12 protein-coding genes are annotated in these 15,812 nt (G+C 48.1%); 10 read left to right on the top strand and 2 right to left on the bottom strand.

What is annotated here, in order from left to right; all coding sequences use genetic code 11:
* Positions 1-120: 120 nt before the first annotated feature.
* The 10 genes from MESINF_RS05455 (at position 121) to MESINF_RS05410 (ending at position 13,143) form a co-directional block, all read left to right on the top strand.
* Positions 121-1,272: an ROK family transcriptional regulator gene (locus MESINF_RS05455; RefSeq protein WP_169698892.1), complete on the top strand. Its 1,152-nt coding sequence runs from the start codon at positions 121-123 to the stop codon at positions 1,270-1,272.
* Positions 1,273-1,302: 30 nt separating this feature from the next.
* Complete coding sequence (locus MESINF_RS05450; protein ID WP_169698891.1) at positions 1,303-2,553, top strand: ABC transporter substrate-binding protein; 1,251 nt, start codon at positions 1,303-1,305, stop codon at positions 2,551-2,553.
* A gap of 115 nt (positions 2,554-2,668) precedes the next feature.
* Positions 2,669-3,553, top strand: coding sequence for a carbohydrate ABC transporter permease (locus tag MESINF_RS05445; protein ID WP_169698890.1), 885 nt, complete (start codon positions 2,669-2,671; stop codon positions 3,551-3,553).
* Entirely contained in the window at positions 3,550-4,389 is an 840-nt protein-coding gene (locus MESINF_RS05440) for a carbohydrate ABC transporter permease (protein WP_169698889.1), read from the top strand. The genes MESINF_RS05445 and MESINF_RS05440 overlap by 4 nt, the downstream gene beginning before the upstream one ends.
* Positions 4,390-4,410: 21 nt before the next feature.
* Positions 4,411-5,565: a bifunctional L-alanine/L-glutamate racemase gene (gene aar / locus MESINF_RS05435; RefSeq protein ID WP_169698888.1), complete on the top strand. Its 1,155-nt coding sequence runs from the start codon at positions 4,411-4,413 to the stop codon at positions 5,563-5,565.
* Positions 5,566-5,623: 58 nt separating this feature from the next.
* On the top strand, positions 5,624-8,740 hold the full coding sequence (locus MESINF_RS05430) for an alpha-mannosidase (protein ID WP_169698887.1): 3,117 nt from the start codon (positions 5,624-5,626) through the stop codon (positions 8,738-8,740).
* Positions 8,741-8,767: 27 nt separating this feature from the next.
* Positions 8,768-9,694, top strand: coding sequence for an ROK family protein (locus MESINF_RS05425; protein ID WP_231936878.1), 927 nt, complete (start codon positions 8,768-8,770; stop codon positions 9,692-9,694).
* Between the two features lie 3 nt (positions 9,695-9,697).
* Positions 9,698-10,279, top strand: a complete 582-nt coding sequence (locus MESINF_RS05420) for a D-sedoheptulose-7-phosphate isomerase (RefSeq protein WP_169698886.1) — start codon at positions 9,698-9,700, stop codon at positions 10,277-10,279.
* A gap of 27 nt (positions 10,280-10,306) precedes the next feature.
* Positions 10,307-11,311 (top strand): hypothetical protein, encoded by a 1,005-nt coding sequence (locus MESINF_RS05415; protein ID WP_169698885.1) that lies wholly within the window; start codon positions 10,307-10,309, stop codon positions 11,309-11,311.
* 5 nt (positions 11,312-11,316) lie between these two features.
* Positions 11,317-13,143 (top strand): PfkB family carbohydrate kinase, encoded by a 1,827-nt coding sequence (locus MESINF_RS05410; RefSeq protein ID WP_169698884.1) that lies wholly within the window; start codon positions 11,317-11,319, stop codon positions 13,141-13,143.
* A 317-nt stretch (positions 13,144-13,460) separates the two neighbouring features.
* Here the strand turns inward: MESINF_RS05410 and ltrA are convergent, their stop codons facing one another.
* On the bottom strand, positions 13,461-14,729 hold the full coding sequence (gene ltrA / locus MESINF_RS05405) for a group II intron reverse transcriptase/maturase (protein WP_169700841.1): 1,269 nt from the start codon (positions 14,727-14,729) through the stop codon (positions 13,461-13,463).
* A gap of 196 nt (positions 14,730-14,925) precedes the next feature.
* Entirely contained in the window at positions 14,926-15,063 is a 138-nt protein-coding gene (locus MESINF_RS05400) for a hypothetical protein (RefSeq protein ID WP_169698557.1), read from the bottom strand.
* Positions 15,064-15,812 lie beyond the last annotated feature (749 nt).

Below are 15,812 nucleotides of genomic sequence, written 5' to 3'. Positions count from 1 at the left end.
ACCGTCTCTAAATGAACATAATTTGACTTGAATTTCCTTTTATTTAGTGGATAAATAGTATATAATATTTAGTAATAGACTATTACTAAATAGATTTCTTTAGTTGCTTGAGGTGAGCGAGTGATATCCAAGCCCAGCGACCTTAAAGGAAAAAACATCGGAAGAGTCATCCAGCTTCTCCTCGCAAAGCCCGGCACACCAAGGGTCGAGCTCGCGAGGCAGACAGAGCTAACAAAGACTACGATTTCCTCGATTGTTGCATCGCTGATTGATCTCGGGATAGCTGAAGAGCTTCCGGGTGAGAAGATGGGTCTTGTCGGCAAGGCGCCGATTCCTGTGAGGATACCCAGTGATGCTGCAACAGTTGTCGGAGTGAACCTCGCAAGAGGCAGTACGACAGGTGTGGTCATGTCAGCTAGCGGCAAGCTTCTCGCTTCGTGTGTTAAGTCAGTCTCGAACAAGACCAGGGCCGATGCCACGGCCAATCTCTTCGATGTTGTTCAAAGACTGATTAATGAGTCTTACAGGAATGAAACCAGGGTAGATGCTATTGGAATTGGGGCTCCCTCCCCACTCGACAAGAAGAGTGGGGTAGTCTATTCTCCATTTGGTCTGAGTGATTGGCGTAATTTTGCGATAGGAGAGATTACGGAGAAGAAGTTTGGCCTTCCTGTCTTTCTCGTTAATGACAGTGATGGCGCGGCCTTTGGCATGAAATGCTTCGGAAAGTGCAGAGACATCAGTTCCTTTATAAGTCTGTATTTCGACGAAGGAATTGGCGCCGGAATAATCCTGAAAGATGAGATCTACAGCGGGAGTTTCGGTTATTCTGGAGAGATCAGCTACGCTCTTCTTAAGAGCTTCTGTGATGAGCCAATCGATAACAGCGGCTTGAGTCTGGATACAATTGTCTCGGCTCTTAACTCTGAGCTTGGAGAGAATCTCGGGAGTATCGATGAGTTTCTCCGCAAAGGATCTGCCTTAGGTCGAAGAACGGCCTCTGTGATCGGAAGAGTCGGCGATGAACTGGGTCGGATTGCGGCGCTTGTTTCCAACATTTTTGGTCCGGAAGCCGTAGTAGTCAATGGAAAACTTCTGGATTTTGGAGAGATCTTCTTCGAAGCTTTGAAAAGCTCTTTCGAATCCAACCTCTTTTCAGGAGATCGAGTTCGGCTTTTGGAGGGCAACAATGACCAATTTGAAGCATTCTCGACCGGAGCCGCGAGTTATGCGATATTCAGTTACTTGATGAGCAAGGCACTAACAGATTAGCACCACAAAACTACAAAAGGAGGCATGCAAATGAAAAAGAGAGTTTTTATTTCGCTGCTACTGGTAATGTTAATCGGAGTGTTTTCATTCGGCGTAGTCACGCTCAATTTCATCGAGGTTCTTACGAGTCCTGCGAGGACACAGGTAATCAAGGAAATCATCGCAGATTTCGAGGCCAAGAATCCGGATATCAAGATAAATCTCATATCTCCGCCTTATGAGCAGGCCGATCAGAGGGCAACGCTCATGCTCAATACCAACCAGCCCCTTGACATCATCGAAGTCAGGGACTACACAGTGAAGCAGTTCGTGAACAACGGAAAGCTGGAGAACCTTGAGAGCTATCTGGCTGGCTGGGAGCACAATGACACTCTCACTTTCGTCGCGAATCAGGCCGCAAGAACGGTAGATGACACTGCATTCATCGTGCCGCAGTTTTTCTTCATCAAGGGACTTTTCGTGAGAACGGACGTCCTCGAAGAATTAGGCGTCAACTATATTCCAAAGACGATGAGCGAACTGGTTGAACTCTGTATAGAGATCACGGATCCGGACAAGAATCAGTTCGGATTCGGATTCAGAGGAAAGTCCTGGGAGTTCAAATTCTCTGATCTGATCGCCACATCATTCTTGAGTGACATCGATGCGGCCAATATCTATAAGACTCAGTCCGGAGATGTCTACTTCGATGACCCGAGGGCGCTTGAGGGACTTAAGATGTATGTGAGACTCTTCGAAGGAGGAGTTCCCGCTGACGGAATCAACTGGGGATTCAACGAACAGGTCAATGCCTTTGTGTCGGGAATTACTCCGTTCCTTATTCAGGACCCGGATACGGTTGCCCTAGTAGACGAGATGCTTGGAAGAGAGCATTACACAGTGGTCCCGGTTCCAGTAGGTCCTTCGGGGAAAGCTTATCTGGACTATGGATTCAGCGGGCTGGGAATCCCATCATACTCGAAGCACAAGGAAGAGGCATGGGAGTTCATTAAATATATCTCTAGCCCCGAGGTTAACGCATACTACAGCAAGAGTTACGGCCCGCTTCCAATCCATTCTTCCACATATGAGAATGATCCATACTTCAGCTCCGGCGTCTACACGGCATGGAGTTACATGATGAGCCATCCGGAGAAGTACATCTTCGCGTCATATCCTCTAGATTCCGAAAAGTGGCCGGGTTGGCCCGAGATTCATCAGCAGGATATGCAGTCACTCCTCCTTGGCGAGACAACGATCGAAGCCGTTGCGGCTAAATGGGCCGAGTACTGGGCAGACTGATTAAGAACTGAAAGAGATTGACTAACGATTCGGCACGGCGGAAAAAGATTCGATGATTTAGACGCCGTGCCGTTTCTCTGAAGTATTCAGAGCGGTCTACTGAGAGGTGTTGGATTTGAGAAAGAGCTTCTGGAAGTTTTTCATAATGATGATTCCAGCTTTCATTCTCCTGATTGTTTTCACGTACACTCCCATTATTCGTGGCGGAGTTATGGCTTTTCAACGCTACAATATGTTCGATCTCTCTAAGATAGGGTTTATAGGACTTGGAAATTTCAAAGCAATAATAAACGATCGCAATTTCGATTTTTTCAGAATAGTTGTCAATACGTTGGTATGGGTCTCTTTCTCTTTGGTATTCCAATTCGGGCTCGGCTTTGGTCTTGCTCTCCTGATGAGAAAGCCTTTCAAGGGCAGAGGAATCTATTCGGCTCTAGTATTCTATCCGTGGGCAGTATCGGGTTTTGCTATCGGTCTTATCTGGGCGTGGATGTTCAACGGCCAGTTCGGGATAGTAAATGATATTCTTGTGAGGCTGGGGATAATAAGCAATCCTATCGGCTTCCTTTCTAATCCGAAGTATGCGATGATGTCAGTGATAATCGCCAACGTCTGGTATGGGATACCCTACTTCGCAATCATGCTGCTGGCAGCTCTTCAATCGGTTCCTGACGAGCTTTACGAAGCCTCGAGAATCGATGGAGCCAACAGGTTCAAGCAATTGCTCAAAATAACCATACCTTACATAAGGCCGACCATTATCAGCACGGTCCTTCTAAGGACTATGTGGATCATGAATTTCCCTGAGATAATCTATGGAATGACCGGTGGGGGGCCGGCCAATTCGACGCAAATATTGGCGACTCACATGATCAACAGGATTTACCAGTTCTATGATTACGGCCAGGGTGCGGCGATTGGCTTCATAATAATGTCGATGCTGCTGCTTTATGCGATTGTATTCCTGAAAATCTCTTCCCGAAAGGAGGTTACCTTATGAAGGCGCTCATGAAAGTTGTAGGCAAGATATTGAAGATCTTCGCTCTCGGGCTGTATCTTTTGGCTGCGCTCTTGCCCCTCTATTGGGTAGCGGTGACATCCTTCAAGGGTTCCAGAGAGATCTACACCTTTCCGCTGAAGTATCTTCCTGCGAAGTTGTCGTTTGAGAGTTACGCCAAGCTCTTTGGTTTCGCAAACTTCGGGGTCTACTTTCGAAACAGCGCAATAGTGGCGCTTGTTGCGGCCTTCGTAGCCATGCTAATATCCATGTTCAGCGGCTATGCGCTCTCTCGAATTCAGGCGAAAAAATTCAGGAACGGGACTTTGCTTGCCATGTATTTCACGCAGATGGTGCCGTCGTTCATACTTATGGCTCCGCTGTTTGTAATGCTCGCAAATTACGGGATGACCGATAAACTTTCTACGCTGTTCATCCTCTATGTGACCATGGTAATTGCTTTCAGCACTATCATGTCAAAGAGCTTCTTTGACAGGATCCCCGTTTCGCTGGAGGAGGCCGCGGTGATTGACGGCTGCAATACTCTGCAGGCAATGTTCAGAGTCGTATTTCCCCTTACCAAGCCGGGACTGGCGGCGATTTTCAGTTTTGCCTTCGTGAACATCTGGAACGAGCTGTTTCTGGCTTCGATGTTCATCTTCTCGGATGAAAAGATGACGGTTCCAGTTGCGCTGAACTCCTTCATCTCAAAGGCAGGTATAAGCTGGGATGTCTTGAGCGCGGGACTCGTTATTTCTCTCTTGCCGACGATGATAGTGTTTGCCTTTGCCCAAAGATATATAATTGCCGGACTTACCGAAGGCGCAATAAAAGGATAAAAGGACTGGAGGATTTTTAGGATGCAGAGAAAGCACATAACAGAGATCTTGCACTATCTTGGAGAAGAGGATTTACCTTCTGGAGCGGTCAATCCTCCGTTGTTCCAGACTTCGATTTTCTCGTTCAAGGACTTTGATGATTTTTCAACGGCCATTTCAGATGAGACGAACCACTTTCTGTACACTCGGGGAAACAATCCGACCGTAAACATTCTTGAACAGAAATTGGCTGCGCTCGAGCATGCAGAGAGAGCAAAGCTTTTCGCATCTGGCGTTGCTGCGATAGTCTCCAGTATTTCGGCCTTCGTGCAGAGCGGTGATCACATAGTGACGATCAAGGACTGCTACAGCTGGACATCCACGTATGTAGCGAAGTATATGGCGAGATTCGGTGTAGAACACACATTTGTGGAAGGAAGCGATGCGAATGAACTTGAAGCGGCGCTAAGGCCAAACACAAAGATCATATATCTCGAAAGCCCAACGACATTCACTTTCAAACTTCAAGATCTGACCGAAGTGGCCTCGCTGGGAAGATCAAAGGGAATCAAGACGATAATCGATAATACATGGGCAACTCCGATTTATCAGAATCCGATTGATTTCGGAGTTGATCTAGTGGTGCATTCGGCTTCAAAATACCTTGGCGGAAACAGCGATGTAGTCGGCGGTGTCGTTGCCGGTTCGAATGAAGATATCAAGAGAATCTTCGAAAAGGAGTTTCTAAATACCGGGGCCGTGCCCGATCCCTTTGCCGCCTGGTTGATACTAAGGGGAATCAGGACTCTTCACATCCGCATGCCGGTTCATTTCCAGAATGCGATGGAGCTCAGCAGAAGATTGCAGGAAAACGAAGCCGTTGAATATGTCCTGTATCCGATGCTCGAATCTTCTGATCAGTACTCTCTTGCGAAAAAGCAGATGAGGGGAGGTTCCGGCCTCTTTTCGTTCAAGCTCAAAACAAGAGACATCGACAGGATCAAGAGGTTTGTGAACTCTCTCAAGTTCTTCAGGAGGGCAGTAAGCTGGGGCGGTTATGAGAGCCTCGTCTCTCCTTATGCGGTTTCTCACAGAGATCCCGGTGAGAATGTCTCTCTAATACGGATTCACGCAGGATTGGAGGAAATTGAAGTCCTTTCCGAGGATCTTGAGAGCGCAATTAGATCAGCTCTCTGAGTGGTTCTTGTCAGACTGCTCATGAGAAAGGACTTTCCAGGATATTGGAGGAGATACTGTGTATCGTTCTAGATCCGAGTCATGCGTAAGGCTCAAGAAGGAACTGTCTGAGCTCTTTCCCTATACTGTGAGAGAGAGAGAAAGGATCGACGGCTGGCTGTTCAGCGGATCGCGCTCGGAGACTCCGCCTGAAGAAGGATGGAAGGAGATATCGGCCGGTTATTGCTGGGATGAAGAAAGCTTTCCTGTCTGGTTCAGATCGAGTTTTGAGAGAGAAAAGCTCAAAGACGGCGAAAGGCTCTTTCTGAGAGTCGTCCCGGGAGGCGAGAGTCTTGTGATGGTAGATGGTCATTCTTATGGCGAGATAAACGTCTATCACCAACTCCTGGATGTCACGAAATTTGCGGACGGAAAGCGCCATATTCTGGATATTCAGACCGTCCCGAAAGGACTCTTCGGAACCCATCTATCCGGCCCCGTCTTTGAAGCTGCGGAACTGCTCCTTGAAGATGAGCTGGTTTCGGGGACCTATCTCGATTTCATGGTGGCAATAGATGTCTTTGAAGCGACAAAGGATGACGTGCTTGCCGAGAAACTGTTTAAAATCATCAGCGCTTGCCTCTCGGCAATTGAACTGCCGAGATCGACGGATGAGTATTTCAAGACCGCTCCCGACAATCCCACCCTTTTTGGTCAGCAGCAATACGGAAGCGTCAATTATCTCTGGCGCTCCCCAAGTTTCGAGAAGTCGAGCGGTAACGAATTGCCTGAAGATTACAGGGTTACGGTATTGAGGGCGTGCGACAATCTGAAAGATTCAATAGTGAAGCTTACAGAGGAGCACGGATCCACAGGCTCTGTTCAGGTTACCGGGCAGGCGCATATTGACTATGCGTGGCTCTGGCCAATCAACGAAACGAAAAGAAAGATCAGAAGAACCTTTGCCAATGCTCTGAGACTTATGGAGAAATATCCCAAGTTCGTGTATATCCAGTCTTCGGCACAGATGTACAAGGATCTTAAAGAGAACGATCCAGACCTCTACGAGAGAGTCAGGGATAGTATTGTGCGGGGAAGCTGGGAAGCGATAGGCGGAATGTGGGTAGAAAGCGATTGCAACATTGCCAGCGCGGAATCCCTCGCGAGACAGTTCTTGTACGGCCAGAGGTTCTTTGAAGAGGAGTTTGGCGTCAGGTCTTCGGTGGCGTGGCTGCCCGATGTCTTCGGTTTCTCCTGGATTCTTCCCCAGATCATGAAAGAGGCGGGAATAAAGTACTTCTCCACGACTAAACTGAAATGGAATGAGAAGAACCGCTTTCCCCTTGACCTATTCCGATGGAGAGGTCTGGACGGAAGCGAGATTGTCTGTCATTTCTTCGATAACCCTCAAGGTGGCTACAACGGAATGATCAACCCCGAAGCGATTCTTGGAACATGGGATAACTTCCAGAACAAACAGGTTCACAACAAGACCGTCACAACTTTTGGATACGGTGACGGCGGCGGGGGTCCGACCGACGAAATGCTTGAGTACTATGAACGGCTGAAGAACTATCCTGGTATGCCCAGTCTTGAAATGGCCCCGCTGCAGAAGTACTACGAGAATCTACCGAAGGATGTCGAGCTACCCCTCTGGGATGACGAACTCTACTTTGAACTGCACAGAGGCACTTTCACGACTCAGGCAAGAACTAAGAAGCTTCACAAAGAGGCCGAAGACGCGCTGTACAGACTTGAGGTATTTGGAGCGCTACTTGTCGAAAGAGAAGAATATCCGATCGAGAGAGTTAGAAGGCTGTGGGAGATGCTTCTTCACAACGAATTCCACGACATCCTTCCCGGCTCGTCGATAAACGAAGTTCATCATCAGGCTGAAAGTGAACTCAGCGGTGTAATTGAGGAAACGAATAAGATCTCTGAAGGCTTCGTGAGTTCTAGGAGCGACGGGAATCCTAGATTCAAGACCGTTATCAATGCAAGCTCCTTTTCTCGAGAAGTAATCTTTTCCGATGAAGACGAAAGATGTTTGCGAAGGTCCGACGGCAAGAAGCTCGCTTCCCAAAGAACATATGACGGGAAATCCGTATACAGTTTGGGCGGGATGATCTCTCCTTTCTCCGCTCAAGTATTCGAATACATAGACGAGAAAGTCGATCGGCATGCGCCCGACGACGATACCGTGATGGAGAACGCTTACTTGATCGTTGAAGTAAATGCAGACGGAAGCATATCTGCCTACGACAAGACTCTTGACAGGCCGCTTCTTTCGGGACCGGGAAACTCTCTCTATGTATATAAAGACATTCCCGTTGCTTGGGACGGTTGGGATATCGATCATGACTATGCCAGATCGAAAAGAAAGCTCGATGCTTCTGAAGTGAGAACGATAGAAAGCGGTCCTGTAAGAAAGGTTGTTCAAGCAACCTATCATTACGAGGGAAGCACGATAATACAGAGATACGTTCTGAACGCTCTTTCAAAGAGACTGGATATTGAAACTGAAATCGAATGGCATACAAGAAGGACTTTGCTGAAGGCCAATTTTCCCATCAATCTTCTCACCCGGGAAATCAAGTGTGACCTTTCGGCCGGTTATTCGCTCAGAAGCACCAGGGTCAGAAATTCATTCGAAGATGCGCGATTCGAATTTCCGGCGCATCGATGGGTGGAGGTTTCGGAACCGGGCTTCGCCGTCTCCATATTGAATGACGGAAAGTACGGTCATGCCTGCCGCAATTCAGACGTCTCATTGACGCTTCTCAGATCGCCGATCTATCCCGATTTCTTCGCCGATGAGGGAAGGCACGGTTTCACCTATTCCTTGTTTTCCCATGACTCCACAGACGCTCTTAAGGCAGTTACAGAAGCAGAAAGTCTAAATAAGCCTCTAGTTCTGGCATCAGGCAGTCTCAATTTGAGTGAAGATTGCCTTCAGATATCTGCCAGGAATCTAAAAGTTCTCGCCCTGAAGCATTCCGAGAGTACCGGTTATGTGCTCAGACTGGCCGAAGTTGAAGGCAGATGTGGAGTCGCCAGTGTCAGAACTTCCCTGCCCTTTAGTCGCTGCTGGATTTCCAACATTCTCGAAGACAGAGTCTGCGAACTTCCTGTTGTAGATGGTAGAGTTCAACTCGAGTACCGGCAGTTCGGAATACATACTCTGATTTTTGAGTGAAGATAGAAGCTATGGAAAGTGATGAAGATGAATGAAGTAAAAGGCAGGATACTGGGAATAGATATTGGAGGCACAAAGACCGCAGTTGTTTTGGGCGATGAAGATCTGAATATCATCAGGAGAAGAGAGTTTCCTACCGAACCCGACAGAGGCTTTGAAAGCTTTTTAGAGAGACTATCCCTAGAAATCGATCTTCTAGTGAAGAGGGAAGTTCCGGCAAGAGCTGGAGTATCTGTTGGAGGTCCAATGGATTCAAATACGGGGACTCTTTTCAATCCTCCTCATCTCAGGTGGGGGACGGTCAACATAGTTCAACCGCTTGAGGAGCGCTTTCATTTTTCAGTAACCGTTCAGCATGATGGAAGAGCGGGGGCTCTGGCAGAGAGTATTCTTGGAGCGGGCAAGGGTTTCTCAAACATTATCTTTCTGACGCTGGGAACCGGTCTTGGAGCAGGAATAATCATAGATGGCAAACTGTACAACGGGTCGAAGGGATTAGCCGGAGAGGTCGGCCACATGAGAGTGGCCGAAGACGGACCTTCGCTCTTCGGCAAGAATGGTTCCTGGGAGTCATATTGCAGTGGGACCGGGATTTCGCTGTACGCCAGTTATAGATTCCCGGAGAGATTCATACGTGGAACGAGCACTGAGAAAATCGCAGGCATGGCCCTAAAGGGAGATCCTTACGCCGTCACAGTACTTGAAGAAAGCGGAACTTACTTCGGCAAAGGACTGGCCGTACTGCTGGACATTTTAGATCCTGACAGGATAATACTTGGAAATCTTGCGTGGCGTCTTCAGGGAATATGGCTGGAGTCCGCTATGAAAGAGGCGGTCAACGAGTCTTTGATCGGCGAGAAGGCGAGAGAAAGAGTTGTCCTATCGGCGCTCAAAGACAAGATAGGTGATTATGCGGCTTTGATTGTGGCCAGCCGAAGAGGAAGGAGAGGATAGGAGATGGAGCTTGAAGACGTGGCCCGAAAGGCCTTTGAAGAGAGCATACGGGTGAAAAGAGATTTCATTGAACGTTATGAAAATGCTCTTTTAGAGGTTGCCCGTGAGGTTACGCGTAGAATCGGCAACGGTGGTACGGTCTATTTCATGGGAAATGGAGGAAGCGCTGCAGATGCCGCTCATCTGGCAGCGGAACTTGTGGGAAGATTCTATATTGAGAGAAGACCGATAAGGGCGGTATCATTGCCCAGCAACGACTCGATTCTTACCGAGATCCCGAATGATTTCGGATATGATCAGATCTTTTCGAGACAGCTGGAAGCCTTTTTGAGAGAAGAGGATGTTGTGATAGCAATAAGCACAAGCGGAAACTCGAACAATATCTTGAGAGCTCTCGAAGTGGCAAGGAAAAGGCTATCTTTGAGAATAGGCATGACTGGCAGGACTGGCGGAGACATGATCGATCGCTGTGACTATTTGTTCAAGGTTGATTCAACGGATGTACCGAGAATACAGGAGACGCACATAACACTGGGACACGTGCTGTGCCAGCTAATAGAAGCGATGGTAGCTGAAAAAAGTTGAATTGGCAGATATGAAACGGTAGGTGGAATGATGAGATACGAAGGAAAGTTCGAGGTATTTGACAGTTCAAGTGTAAGAACCTATCCGCTTAAGGATAGACCAAGCGAGGTCAATATCTCAGACTTGATCGATGAAAATAAAGTGATCGATGAAGTCGATAGCAACTTGTCAGGAGACTTGGAAGAGCTGGCTTCGAAGGTTGTGGAAGCTAAGAGTCAGGATAAACCGGTGATAATGTTCAGCGGGGCCCATATAATCAAGAATGGGATGGGGCCGCTTCTTTCATCGCTCATAAAAAAGGGAATCATCTCTGCCCTTGGCGTCAACGGGGCCTTTACAATACACGATTTCGAACTGGCCTACAGCGGAAAGACCTCCGAGAGCATTCCAAACGCCTTGTCAGAAGGGCTTTTCGGTTTTGCAGAAGAGACGAACAGATTCATAAACCAGGCACTTGTCCATGGAAACAGGCTTCGTATTGGTTATGGAGAGGCAATGGGCAGATTGATATCTGGCGAACCCTTTCCCGAAAAGGTGAAATTCATGTATCCCGAGGTATCGATTCAGTATAGCGCATACAAGAAGAATATTCCGCTCTGTGTTCACTGCGCCGTGGGAACAGATATCTATCATATGAGCCCTTATTTTGATGGAGAGGCTCTTGGGGGTTGCTCCGGAAGAGATTTTCTTATATTTGCCAACGAGATTTCAAAACTGGTTAACGGCGGAGTAGTAATAGTTGTCGGTTCGGCCGTGATAGGGGTTGAAGTGATACTTAAGGCGATTTCGATGGCCGCAAATGTTGGAAAGCCTCCAAAGGGAATTACGACGGCCAGCTTCGATATAAGAGAGGCTGATCTCGAACAAACTTCCAAGAACAACAAGAATGCTCCATCGTATTACTTTAGGGATATAAAATCGATCGTTACAAGAATTCCAGAAGCATTTGGTGGTGCTGGTTACTACATAAAGGGCGACCACAGAGAGACTCTGCCGGCATTTTACAGGTCGATTGTGAGGAGGTCGGCATAAGCTTAATGGATCAAAAGAAACCAAAAATCCTTGTGATCGGAGACTTATTTCTAGACAGATACGTCTATTACGACCCAGCTCTGTCCAAACCAAGCCTGGAGACGGGGCTAATGACGATAACCGGAATCAAAGAGGAGTATTCTCCCGGGGCAGCCGGAAACGTGGCGAAGAATCTTGCGATGCTAGATGTAGAGGTAATCGTGCTAGGCCCTGTAGGGTGCGACGGAAGGCAGTACGATCTCGAAAGAGAACTCAGTAAGTATGGCATCTGCACTCAGTTCCTAATAAAATCGCAGTCCCATGTAACGCCCGTCTATACTAAGTTCATAAACACAAACACGGGAGAGGAGGATCTTCCAAGGTTGGACATTCCGCCGATTGGTCTGAACGAGACCAGCAGGGCCGAGATGATAAGAGCAATCGAACTTCTTGTGCCGACTGTCGATGCCGTCGTAGTCGAAGACCAGGCAGAAATTCCAGGGAGGGGCTGTATAGACGGCGAGATAGTATGCCGGCTTCTCGATATGAGCACAAGATTTCGAGACAAGACCTTCGTTGCGGATTCCAGGACTAAGCCCGAGGCCTTCGCCGGTTTTCTGGTGAAGCCAAATATGAATGAATTCATATCTGGTTTGAAGAGAATGGGTATCATAGGCAACGATGAAAGCGAAATTCCCCACAAAATACTGGTTCAGCAGTATTTGACGGATTTCTCTCGGAAAGTGAGATCTCCAGTTGTGGTTACCGCCGGCGAGGACGGATCGTTCTGTTTCGAGTGTGGTGTGTTGAACCGGGTTTTCAGTCTTGAAGGAGAAGTGAAAGACGTCTGCGGAGCGGGAGATGCTTACATTGCAGCACTCGCGGTAGATCACTGCTCCGGAGAAAAGCCTCTATTGGATTCGGCTAGATTGGCCACAAAAGCCGCAGCACTTTGCGTCTCTCATAAGGGGACGGGAAAGCTTTCAAGGCAGGCGCTTTCCGAGATGAGCGAACCCGAATATTGCGAAATCGACAATCCGTCAATCTTCAGAAACAGCTGCAGGCTTCCTGGCAATGTTAAGCGAGTACTTTTTGATTTTGATGGCACGATCTCTCTACTCAGAGAGGGCTGGCAGCCAATTATGAGAGATCTCATGATACGTTTTATCACAGGAGAGAAGGAGATTGAAGAAGAGGCGCTTTCAAGAATCATGGTCGAGGTAGATGAATTTATTGCCGAGACCACAGGTCTTCAAACAATCCTGCAAATGGAAGGACTCCGTAAGCTCGTTATTGAGTACGGTTTGGTTCCACCAAACGAGATTCTGACTCCGCTGGAGTACAAGAGGATCTATACCGGCTGCTTGAAAAAGATAGTGGAGGAACGCATCAATGAAAACGCGGAGAGCAAATACCTGCTTCGTGGAGCGCTTGGGTTTCTAAAGACGCTGCGAAAAGGAGGAGTCACTCTTCTGCTTGCATCGGGAACCGATGAGGAAGATGTAATAAAGGAATCACAGTACCTAGGGGTACACAGTTACATGAATGGCGGGGTATTTGGAGCGCTAGACAGCATCGAGGAGTATTCGAAAAAGAAAGTCATTGAAAGGCTCATGAAAGAGGAGAGAATAAGACCTGACGAACTCGTGGTAATTGGTGATGGACCAGTCGAAATTACTGTGGGCAGAGAAGTCGGAGCCTTCACCATAGGGGTTGCCTCAAACGAAAAGGCTGGATTTGGCTGGAACAAAAAGAAATTTGAAAGACTGGAGAAAGCCGGGGCAGATGTGATAATTCCGGATTTCTCAACCGGAGCCTCGCTTGCGAAACTGATCTTCAAGAATAAGATCTGATTACGGCTGCGAATTGAAAGACATGAGACTGCCTTCGGCAGGAGGCGTTTTTAAAGCCAATCTGCTGGCGCAAGCCAGTCAGGCTATGCCTGGCTAGTTCCGCTTCGCGAGCAAAAAGAGACGCTGTAAGCTTCGAGGAGACGTCCTTCGTTGTTCGTCACAGATCATGGACCCGTCCTTCGTGCAGTTTCTCGTTCCGATGCTGCGAGTCCAGGTTCCTCGTTCCTGGTTCAAGACAGAGGAAAGAACATCGAGTAGGAGAGGGGCGGAGCCCCTCGTCCTCTCACAGAACCGTGCGTACGGGCCTCGTACACGGCTCATGGATCGAGTATCGGATACTTCGACAGGGGATGATAGTACGATGTCATATCGAATAAGTTCATCTCTTCAAAGAACCTGTTGGGAATGGCGTAATTGACTGCTTTTGTGTGAGAAGAGCGCCATTTGTTCATTCTCAAATTGACTTTCTCTTCCCATCCAGCCCTTCTAAGGACTCTGTTCAGTTTCTTTGTGCTCTTCCACTGGTGTAGTATGATGGCTCTAAGCCTTCTCCTTATCCAGCTCAAAAGCCCTCTCAAGGTAGATTGTAAGTCTACTATCCTGAAATAGCTGGCAAATCCTCTCAACAGTGGATTTAGCTCTTTCACTATTTCCTTTACCGGTGTGCTCTGGTTCCTTCTTGTAAGTCCCTTGACCTTTCCCTTGAACCTTTTCAATCTGGATTTCTCTATCCCAACTCTCTCGCCTTTTATTTCGAAGCCAAGAAAGTGAAAGCCCTCCTCCAGTGTTGTGATTCTCGTCTTGTTTCTGTTGACCTTGAGCTTCATGTCAATCTCCAGTATGTTGATCGCGATTGCCAGAAACTCTCGGGCTTCTTCCTGGGTTTTCGAGAAGATTAATATGTCGTCTGCATATCTGACTATCCTTATTCCTCTGGCTTTCATCTTCTGGTCGAACTCGTCCAGGTAGATGTTCGCCAGCAGGGGACTTATTACACTACCCTGTGGACTGCCAGTTTCTGTTGCCTTCCAGACTCCATCTTCCATTACTCCGCTCTTCAGCATTGCGCGTATGAGTTTGAGTATCTTTCCATCACTCACTCTCTCTGCTACGGAGTCTATTATCTTCTCATGATCCAGAGTGTCGAAACATTTGCTCAGGTCAAGTTCCACTACATTGCACAGACCGTATTTGGATGCAAAAGCTTTCGCCTTCTCCACCGCCTGCCAGGCATTTCTTCCCTTTCTGTAACCGTAACTGGAGGGATGGAATCTTTCCTCGAATATAGGTTCCAGTATCTCCTTGAGAGATTGTTGTACCACCCTGTCTCTCACAGCAGGTATTCCCAATTGCCTTGTTTTACCATCTGCTTTTGGGATTTCTACTCTCCTGAGTGGCATGGGCATGTACTCACCGCTCTTGATTTCTTCGGATAATCTCTCGATTTCTTCAAGGAGTTTCTCCCCGAATGATTTTACGGTTACTCCGTCTATCCCAGGAGCTCCTCTGTTGGAGTTTACCCTGTGATAGGCTTTCAATAGGTTCTTCTTCGAATAGACTTTGTCGATTAGACTGTAATACTTCATCTCTTTCTCCTGCATGCTCCCTTCCAACAGCTCCAGCCTCAGATATTGTTGCGACAATTAATGACTGGCTTCTCTACCCTCCCGGGAATATGTACCTTGTCTTTAACTGTCTGACCTAAGTCTCTTCACTGTCTTCCGATCACATTTCTTCGATCCTTCTCCCCTTCGCAAGTGATGGAGCCTTTCGACCTCCTCATCACCCCCTTGGCTTATAGCCAAGGTCCCTTCTCCTTTCGGAGAGGTTCTTCACTACTACGGGTTCATCTGCCATCCTCCTGAGCTTTCCCTTAACTTGGATCTCCTCCTTGCTAACGGTTACCCCTTTCGGACTCATGAGGACTTCCCCGGGTAAGATACACCACTTTCATCCGAATCCTGCCATCCGAACCTTTACAGCTGGAGTCAGGGCTTTCCCTTATCTCGCAGGGTTACCCTCTGTAACGGCCATCTCTGGTTCACTTTCGTTCAGTTCCGGACTTTGCCTCGGGCTTCCTTCAGATTCACCGTTACCAGTGACACCCTTGCCTCTGGCTAATGCTTCTTTGACTCCCCACATTCGGGTCTTTCACCCTATAGTTGTGTACCATGCCGGGCGCACGTGATTCTGAGTCAAGCTCAGAATGACGGGAAAGGAGTAAGACTGTCATCCCGTAATGCTCCTATACGGGACCCCGCTCTTCCCGCTCTTTCGAGGGAGCGGAGATGCCGGATCGGGGTCCGGCATGACGGAAAGGGAGGAAAGACCGCGAAAATGGGGACTGACAAATCTCTTCATGTCTGTCCCCGTTTTTCGCGAAGACCGGGCATGACGTGAGGGAGGAAGACCGGGATCCTGACTGGGAGCGCGTCAGGATGACGTAAGGAGACTGTCATCCCGTGGTGTCCCTGTACCGTCATCCCGTGTCATCCCGTAGTACTCCTATACGGGATCTCGTTCTTACCAACAACCGGCAGCCAACTCTCGATAACGCTCTTTCTCCCCACTCTCCACCGATATTCTGCCCGCGAAGCGGAACTGACGCAATGAAAGAGTAGAGGTCGGAGGCGTGAGGTTGGAAGAGCGCAAAGTTCTTGATCTTCTTA

This window comes from Mesotoga infera (assembly GCF_900157305.1).
Lineage (GTDB): Bacteria > Thermotogota > Thermotogae > Petrotogales > Kosmotogaceae > Mesotoga > Mesotoga infera.
This window is presented reverse-complemented; position numbering and strand designations above follow the sequence as displayed.

Excerpts from the sequence above, each read along its gene's own strand:
- MESINF_RS05400 (WP_169698557.1), bottom strand. The coding sequence starts at position 15,063 with ATGAGTCCGAAAGGGGTAACCGTTAGCAAGGAGGAGATCCAAGTTAAG.
- MESINF_RS05425 (WP_231936878.1), top strand. The coding sequence starts at position 8,768 with ATGAATGAAGTAAAAGGCAGGATACTGGGAATAGATATTGGAGGCACA.
- MESINF_RS05420 (WP_169698886.1), top strand. The coding sequence starts at position 9,698 with ATGGAGCTTGAAGACGTGGCCCGAAAGGCCTTTGAAGAGAGCATACGG.
- MESINF_RS05450 (WP_169698891.1), top strand. The coding sequence starts at position 1,303 with ATGAAAAAGAGAGTTTTTATTTCGCTGCTACTGGTAATGTTAATCGGA.
- MESINF_RS05440 (WP_169698889.1), top strand. The coding sequence starts at position 3,550 with ATGAAGGCGCTCATGAAAGTTGTAGGCAAGATATTGAAGATCTTCGCT.
- MESINF_RS05415 (WP_169698885.1), top strand. The coding sequence starts at position 10,307 with ATGATGAGATACGAAGGAAAGTTCGAGGTATTTGACAGTTCAAGTGTA.
- aar (WP_169698888.1), top strand. The coding sequence starts at position 4,411 with ATGCAGAGAAAGCACATAACAGAGATCTTGCACTATCTTGGAGAAGAG.
- ltrA (WP_169700841.1), bottom strand. The coding sequence starts at position 14,729 with ATGAAGTATTACAGTCTAATCGACAAAGTCTATTCGAAGAAGAACCTA.
- MESINF_RS05410 (WP_169698884.1), top strand. The coding sequence starts at position 11,317 with ATGGATCAAAAGAAACCAAAAATCCTTGTGATCGGAGACTTATTTCTA.